This is a genomic window from Planomonospora algeriensis (genome assembly GCF_977012225.1).
On record NZ_CDRNDK010000200.1, the window covers coordinates 1 to 8089 of the forward strand.

The window sequence follows — 8089 nt, forward strand, 5'->3', positions numbered from 1 at the left end:
CCTTCACCCGCACCCCTCGGGCGCCCCTCGCCCGCCGCCCGCGGGCGGCCGCCGTCCACCGCCCGGAGGTGTGACCTTCCCCCCTCGATCAGCCGAAGGTGCGGCCGGGGCCGCCCCGCCGCCTGCCCCGCCGCCCGCGCCCTCCGGGATCGCCCTGTCCGCGTGGTCGCCTCCATGGCCCTCCCATCGCCCCGGCCTGGCCGAACACAGGTCGAAGAAAGATCGGTGAATCGAACACGGTGTCGATCGAACTCCCGTACGATGTTGTACACCACGCCGTCGCCGATTTCGAGGAAGACTCGAACAATTGTTTGAAGATGATCTTCGACGGCGGTACGGTCGCTGTGTGCGACATGAGGAATACAGACCGGGAGGCGAGGAGATCGCATGAGCGAGCCCAAAGAGAACGGTGCGGCCGTCAGCGACCTGGCGGTGCGCAGACGTGACTCCCTCGGCCTCACCCCCAGGCAGCGCAAGATCCTCGAGGTGATCCGTGATTCGGTGCAGCAGCGGGGCTACCCCCCGTCGATGCGCGAGATCGGCGAGGCGGTGCAGCTCACCAGCACCTCCAGTGTCTCTCACCAGCTGACGGCGTTGCAGCGCAAGGGCTATCTCCGGCGTGACCCGCACCGTCCCCGTGCGCTGGAAGTCCGCCTGCCCGGCGAGCCCGTGCTCTGGGTGGACCCCGACGCGAACTCCGACGAGGCGCCCGTCAGCCGCCCGACGGCCTCCTACGTGCCCCTCGTCGGCCGGATCGCCGCCGGCGGCCCCATCCTCGCCGAGGAGAGCATCGAGGACGTCTTCGCCCTGCCCAAGCAGCTCGTCGGCGAGGGCACCCTCTTCCTGCTCCAGGTGACCGGCGACTCGATGATCGAGGCCGCCATCGCCAACGGCGACTGGGTGGTCGTGCGCCAGCAGCCGGTCGCCGACAGCGGCGACATCGTCGCGGCGATGATCGACGGCGAGGCCACGGTCAAGACCTTCAAGCGCAAGGACGGCCATGTCTGGCTGGTCCCGCACAACCCCAACTACGACCCGATCCCGGGTGACGAGGCGACCGTCCTCGGCAAGGTCGTGGCGGTCCTCCGCAAGCTCTGAGCCGGGCTCCGGCCGGTGAAGGCCGCGGAGTCGCACGGCCCGAGCCGCACGGCCCGTCCGGCCCGGGCACGTCCCGGGCCGCGCTCCGCGCCGCTCACCACCCCGGCCTAGGCTGGGGCGGTGAGCGACATATCCGATCTGAACGATCTGACGTTGGAAAGCCTGACCGCCCGGGACGGGGCGAAGTGGTCCCTCGCCGAACCCGGGGTGATCCCCGCCTGGGTCGCGGACATGGACTTCCCGGTCGCCCCCGCCGTACGGGAGGCCCTGGCCCGCCGAGCCCGCGGCGACCTCGGCTACCCCGTCTGGCTCGACCGGCTCGGAGACGGTCCGCTGGCGGAGGTCTTCGCCGCGCGGATGGAGCAGCGGTACGGCTGGCACGCCGACCCGGCGCACGTGCGCTCCTTCACCGACATCAACCAGGCCCTCCAGGTCGTCCTGCACGTCGCCACCCGGCCCGGCGACGCGGTGGCGCTGCACGTCCCGAGCTACCCGCCCTTCCTGGAGACGCTCACCGAGATGGACCGGCCGCTGCTGCCGATCCCGATGGAGCCCGCGGGCGACTCCTGGGGCTTCGACACCGACGCTCTGGCCGCCCGGCTCGCCGAGGGCCGCTGCAAGGTGCTGCTGCTGGTCAACCCGCAGAACCCGACCGGGCGCTCGTTCACCCGCGAGGAGCTGACGGTCCTCGCCGAGCTGGCCGAACGCCACGACCTGCTGGTCGTCTCCGACGAGATCCACGCCGACCTGACCCACGCTCCGTCCGCGCACATCCCCTTCGCCACGCTGCTGCCGGAGCGGACCGTCACGCTGACCTCCGCCACCAAGGCCTTCAACCTGGGCGGCATCCGCTGCTCCGTGGCGCACTTCGGGCCGCCCACCCTGCGCGCCACCATGGCCGCGCAGCCCAGGCACATCTACGGCGCGGCGCACGTGTTCGGGGTCGACGCGACCGTCGCGGCCTGGGCGCACGGGGACGGCTGGCTGGAGGACGTCAGGACCGTGCTCGGCCGCAACCGGAGCCTGGTCGCCGGAGGGCTCCCCGAGGGCGTGCGCTACCGGGTTCCCGACGCCACCTACCTGGCGTGGCTGGACTTCACGGAGCTGGCCCTGGGCGAGGACCCCGCCGAGTTCCTGAAGCGCGAGGCACGGGTGATGCTCAGCCAGGGTCCACCGTTCGGTCCCGGCGGCGAGGGCTTCGCCCGGTTGAACTTCGCCACCTCGGGTCCGGTCCTCTCGGAGATCCTGGACCGGATCACCCAGGCCGTGAAGTCCCGATCATGACCCGCTTCCCCTGATCCCGCGTCCCGGTCCCGTACGGCCCGCGGTCCGGCGCCGGACCGTGCGGGCGGGCCGGCAAACGGACCTGGGCCGGACCGCGGGCCTGGGCCGGGGACCCGGCCCAGGCCCGGCGCGGCGTCAGGGGACGATGTTGACCAGCTTCGGCGCACGGACGATGACCTTGCGCGGAGCACCGGACAGGAGGCCCTGCACCTTCTCCGAGGCCAGGGCCAGGGTCCGCAGGTCGTCCTCGGAGATCTCCGGAGAGACCTCCAGCCGGTCGCGGACCTTTCCGGCCACCTGCACGACGCAGGTGACGGACTCCTCGACCAGCAGGGCGGCCTCGGCGACCGGCCAGCCCGCCCTGGCGACCGAGGCCTGGTGTCCCAGGCGCTCCCAGCCCTCCTCGGCGGTGTACGGGGCGACCAGCGACAGCATGACGGCCAGCGCCTCAGCGGCCTCCCGGACCGCCGGGTCGGCGGCGCCGGGGCCGGAGTCGATGGCCTTGCGGGTCGCGCTCGTCAGCTCCATCATGCGGGCCACCGCGACGTTGAAGCGATGGGTCTCGACCAGCTTGGTGACCTCGTCGACGGTCCGGTGCACGACCCTGCGCAGCTCCAGGTCACCGGTGGCGAAGTCCACGCCCGGCGCGGAGGCCGCGCCGGCGTCGGTCATCACCCGGAAGGCGCGGGCCAGGAACTTCTGCGATGCGGCGGGCGAGACGTCGGCCCAGTCGATGTCGTCCTCGGGCGGGCCGGCGAAGATCATGGTCAGCCGGACGGCGTCCACGCCGAAGGCGTCGATCTGCTGGCCCAGGTCCACGCCGTTGCCCAGCGACTTGGACATCGCCTTGCCCTGGTTGATCACCTGGCCCTGGTTGAGCAGGCGGGTGAAGGGCTCGGTGAAGTCGACCATGCCCATGTCGTGCAGGACCTTGGTGAAGAACCGGGAGTACAGCAGGTGCAGGATCGCGTGCTCCACCCCGCCGACGTACTGGTCGATCGGGCCCCACTGGCGGACCTTCTCCACGTCGAACGGGCCGCCGGTGTAGTCCGGGTCCACGTAGCGCAGGTAGTACCACGAGGAGTCGACGAAGGTGTCCATCGTGTCGGTGTCCCGCCGGGCGCGCCGCCGCACTTGGGGCAGGCCGTCTCGACCCAGTCGGCGGCCGAGGCCAGCGGGGAGACACCCTTGGGCGCCAGGGCCTCGCCACGCAGGTCGGGCAGGGTCACCGGGAGCTGCTCGTCCGGGACGGGCACCTCGCCGCAGTCGGCGCAGTGGACGATCGGGATCGGGCAGCCCCAGAAGCGCTGGCGGGACAGCAGCCAGTCGCGCAGCCGGAAGTTGACCGTGGCCTTGCCGGTGCCCCGTTCGCTCAGGATCTCGATGATCCTGCGGATCGCGGAGGTCTTGTCCAGGCCGTCCAGGGGGCCGGAGTTGACCACCACGCCGTCGCCGGAGGTCGCCACACCGGTCTCTCCCGGATCGGCCATGCCCGTGTGGAGCACCACCCGGACCGGCAGGTCGAAGGCGCGGGCGAAGTCCAGGTCGCGCTGGTCGTGCGCGGGCACGGCCATGATGGCGCCGTGGCCGTAGTCGGACAGCACGTAGTCGGCCGCCCAGATCGGCATGCGCTCGCCGTTGACCGGGTTGATCGCGTAACGGCCCAGGAAGACGCCGGTCTTCTCCTTCTCGGTGGAGAGCCGGTCGATGTCGCTCAGCTTGGCCACCTCGGCCCGGTAGGCCTCGAATGCCGCCCGCTGCCCGTCGGAGACGATCTCCTCGGCCAGCGGGGCGTCCGGGGCGACCACGAAGAAGGTCGCGCCGTACAGGGTGTCGGGGCGGGTGGTGTAGACCGTGACCGGCTCGTCGCGGCCCTCGATCACGAAGTCGACGTCGGCGCCCTCGGAGCGGCCGATCCAGTTGCGCTGCATGCTCAGCACGCGCTCGGGCCAGCCGCCCTCCAGCTGCGTCATGTCGTCCAGCAGCCGGTCGGCGTAGTCAGTGATCTTGAAGTACCACTGGGTCAGCTCGCGGCGGACCACCTCGGCGCCGCAGCGCTCGCATCTGCCGCCGACGACCTGCTCGTTGGCCAGCACCGTCTGGTCGTTCGGGCACCAGTTGACCAGGCCGCCCTTGCGGTAGGCCAGGCCGCGCTCGAAGAAGCGCAGGAACAGCCACTGGGTCCACCGGTAGTAGGCGGCGTCGCTGGTGTGCAGCCGGGTCGACCAGTCGAAGGAGACCCCGTAGCGCTTGAAGGAGGCGGCCTGGGTCTCGATGTTGGCGTAGGTCCACTCGGCGGGGTGGGCGTCGCGCTTGATCGCGGCGTTCTCCGCGGGCAGGCCGAAGGAGTCCCAGCCGACGGGGTGCAGGACGTTGTAGCCCTTCTGGACCCAGTAGCGCGCGACGACGTCGCCGATGCCGAACGCCTCGGCGTGGCCCATGTGCAGGTCACCGGAGGGGTAGGAGAACATGTCGAGCATGTAGCGCTTCTCGCGGGTGTCCGCGGGGTCGTCCGCGGCCCGGAAGGGGTCCAGTTCCTCCCACCGCCGCCCCCACTTGACCTGCAGTGCCTGCGGGTCGTAGTGCTGCTCTTCGCGTCGCATGTCGGCTCGCTCGCTCACGTTTCTTCCCTCGGTGTACGTCTGCGCAGATGATCTGGACCCATCCGGCCCCAATAGAAAAACCCTCCGCTCACGCGAAGGGCAGCCGCATCGGTGAGGCGCCTGGAGCGCACCCCGTCGATCCTGCGCCTGTCGCGGCGGGCCGTACGGCCTCGCGCGGCGGGATCCGCGGGGCGCCCCCTAACGCCGGGAGAGCCGATGCGGCCTGGTAAGCAGCAGGGCCGCGGCACGCATAGTGCAAGCCTATCGCAGTTCGCAATCCTCCTTCATGAGCGGGAACCGCGTGCCCGATCACAGCAAAACCGAGACGCGGGAAGCACCAGGTCAGCACAATGGGGACGGCCACGCATCCGGGATGATCGAGACACGATGGGGATGGATCCGTTGTGACCTCGCCCGTCCCGGCCGTTTACCCTTTTCACCGTGGCGCACTCAGCAGAGCCGGGGCAGGGCCCGGATCCCGTGGAGGCAGGCCTGCCCCTGCAGGACCCTCCGACCGATCCCACCGGCCTCCAGTTCAGGGAAGCGTTCTCCCGTTTCCCTGCGAATCACCCTGCCCCGCATGAGACCATGCCCAATACCCATAATTCGGGCACCCGTGCGGGAGGTAAGGAATTCATGGCCTCGGATCATTCCAGCCGGCCCCAGCAGCCTCCGGCATGGCAGGAAGCCCCCGAGACCCCGCCGGCGAGGGCGGACGGCCCGCACGGCACCGGCCCCCGGCTCCCCCTGCCCCAGGACGGGCCGCCCGGAACCGGTGCCGCCCGGCCGGCCGCGGTCCCCGGCAACCGCTCGTGGCAGCAGATGTTCGGCGCGGATACCTCCGGCTCCCAGGGCGGTGACGGTGCCCGGCGACCCGCCCCGTCCGGCGAGGACGCCCCCGCGCACCCGTCCGCCCCGGCCCCCTCGGGGACCGGCGGATGGGACGTCGCCTCCTCCGAGACGCCGAACTCCGCCTTCACACCGGCCTGGGCCGACTCCCGGCCCGGCTGGAACCCGCCGCCCGCCGCGGACTCCCGGCCCGACCTGACACCTCCCCGCGGCACGGACTCCCGCCCCGGCTGGAACCCCCCGACCGCCACGGGTCCCGGCCCCTCCCCGGCCGCCGACCCCTTCGCCCGACCGGACCCGTTCACCTCCGCCGACCCCTTCGCCAGGACCGCCGCCTTCGGCGTACCGGCCGGCGGTTCCGCTCCCGTGGGCGACCCGGCCCGGCCCGGCCACCTCGGACCGGGCGGGCACCCGGGCCAGGGGCGGCCCGGCGACCCGGGACAGGTCACGCAGCCCGGGCAGCTCCCGCAGCCGGGAGGGCCCGGACACACCGGTCACCCGGGCCAGGTCGGGCAGGTCGGGCAGGGCCCCGCGCAGGACCGGGCGGGCGGCCATCTGAGCCGGGACCCCTCCGACCCGAACCGGCCGTTCGTCACCGCCGGTCAGATCAGCGGGCCGAAGACCCCGCCGCCGGAGCGCCAGCAGGAGCTGTGGAACACCGTCTTCGGCGACAACTACCAGGCCATGGGCTCAGAGGAGGACCTCGCCGAGCCCGGCAAGCCCGTGTGGGTCTTCGCGCTCGCCGGATCCGCGGTGATCGCACTGGTCGGCGCGGTGCTCTGGGCGTTCCTGGCCGGCCCGCTGGCCTCCACCGACGACGGCAGCGCGGCCGCCGCGACCAAGCCCTCCGCCACCCCCAAGCCGAGCACCGCCCCGAAGAAGGTCCCCCGCCTGCCGAGGTTCCAGGGCGACGCCTCACCGGTCGCCGGTACCCTCACCGACGCCAGGGCCGGGCTGACCCTCCCCCAGCTCGGTGCCCCGTGGCGGCTGGACACGCGCCCGACCGTGCCCACGACGTACGGCTTCAGCACGCGGCAGTACGTCCCGGCCGGGCAGGACTCCGCGGGCAGGTCCCAATTCGCACAGGTGATGTCGGGTCCGCTCTCGCCCCGGCTGAAGAGCCGCTACACCTCGCCGGAGAACCTCGCCCCGGTCATCAACGCGGTCACGCTCGCCGCGCGCAAGAAGTTCTTCCCCGAGGGCAACAGCGCCCGCAAGACGGCCCAGCAGACGCTGTCGGTCGGCGGGCTGCCGGCGCAGCTCGCCGCCTACGAGATCACCTCGGACGGATCCGTGACCACCGTGGTCGTGGCGGCCGTGAGCACCGGGGCCGACCTGCCCTCGATCGTCTACATGTCGGTGCCGGACGCCAAGAAGGAACTGCTGCCCGACGTCAACACCGTCTTCAAGGCGATCAGGACGACCGCGGGTTAGGACGCGGACGGGTCCGGCCTAGAAGTCGCACGGCATGTGCTTGATGCCGTTGATGAAGCTGGAGTAGAGCCGCTGGGGACTGCCGCCCTCGATGCGCGGGACCCGGCGGAGGAGTTCACGGAACATCACCGTGATCTCCCGGCGGGCGAGGTGGGCGCCCAGGCAGAAGTGCGGCCCCGGCCCGCCGAAGCCCACGTGCGGCCCCTCGGTCCGCAGGATGTCGAACCGGAGCGGGTCGGTGAAGACCGACTCGTCCCGGTTGGCCGACCAGTAGTAGAGGACGACCTTCTCCCCCTTGCGGTAGAGGGTGCCGTTCATCTCGTGGTCGCGGGTGACCTTGCGGCGCATGAAGTTCACCGGGGAGGCCAGCCGTACGATCTCCTCGACCGCGCCGGGGGCGTGGCCGTCGATGTCGGTCAGCCAGAGCGCGCGCTGGTCGGGGTTTCGGGTGAGCAGGCGCAGGCCGTAGGAGATGGCGTTGCGGGTGGTCTCGTTGCCCGCCACCACCAGCAGGATGAAGAACGAGCCCAGTTCCTGGCCGGTGAGCCGCTCCCCGTCGATGTTCGCGTTGACCAGGGCGGAGGTGAGGTCGCCCGTGGGGTGTTCGGTCCGGTACGCGGCGAGGTCCTGGACGAGCCGGTCGAGCTCCATGCCCGCGGTCAGCAGGTGCTCCGCGGCGGTGGCCGGATCGCCCCCGCCGTACTCGGGGTCGAAGCCGCCGAGGATCCGGTTGGAGCGGTCGAAGACGAAGCCGTAGTCCCGCTCCGGGATGCCCATCATGTCGCAGATGATCTTCAAAGGGAGCCGGGCGGCCACCTCGG

4 protein-coding genes and 1 pseudogene are annotated in these 8089 nt (G+C 71.7%); 3 read left to right on the forward strand and 2 right to left on the reverse strand.

Annotated elements, in window-relative coordinates:
* The first annotated feature begins 387 nt into the window (after positions 1-387).
* Complete coding sequence (lexA, locus tag ACWJ6R_RS20285; protein ID WP_449063743.1) at positions 388-1098, forward strand: transcriptional repressor LexA; 711 nt, start codon at positions 388-390, stop codon at positions 1096-1098.
* 120 nt (positions 1099-1218) lie between these two features.
* The gene (locus ACWJ6R_RS20290) at positions 1219-2382 is read left to right on the forward strand and encodes a MalY/PatB family protein (RefSeq protein ID WP_449063744.1); all 1164 of its coding nucleotides are present in this window, start codon (positions 1219-1221) and stop codon (positions 2380-2382) included.
* A gap of 135 nt (positions 2383-2517) precedes the next feature.
* On the opposite strand, the pseudogene leuS reads toward ACWJ6R_RS20290, so the two are convergent.
* Positions 2518-4985: pseudogene (gene leuS, locus ACWJ6R_RS20295) on the reverse strand (leucine--tRNA ligase).
* Between the two features lie 636 nt (positions 4986-5621).
* Between leuS and ACWJ6R_RS20300 the strand changes: the two are divergent.
* Positions 5622-7268 (forward strand): hypothetical protein, encoded by a 1647-nt coding sequence (locus ACWJ6R_RS20300; protein WP_449063745.1) that lies wholly within the window; start codon positions 5622-5624, stop codon positions 7266-7268.
* An 18-nt stretch (positions 7269-7286) separates the two neighbouring features.
* On the opposite strand, the gene ACWJ6R_RS20305 is transcribed toward ACWJ6R_RS20300, so the two are convergent.
* Positions 7287-8089 (reverse strand): cytochrome P450 (locus tag ACWJ6R_RS20305; protein ID WP_449063746.1); only part of this gene is annotated, 803 nt, incomplete at its 5' end.

What these genes read in the sequence shown, in the direction of transcription:
- ACWJ6R_RS20300 (WP_449063745.1), top strand. Translation starts at nt 5,622, where the DNA reads ATGGCCTCGGATCATTCCAGCCGGCCCCAGCAGCCTCCGGCATGGCAG.
- lexA (WP_449063743.1), top strand. Translation starts at nt 388, where the DNA reads ATGAGCGAGCCCAAAGAGAACGGTGCGGCCGTCAGCGACCTGGCGGTG.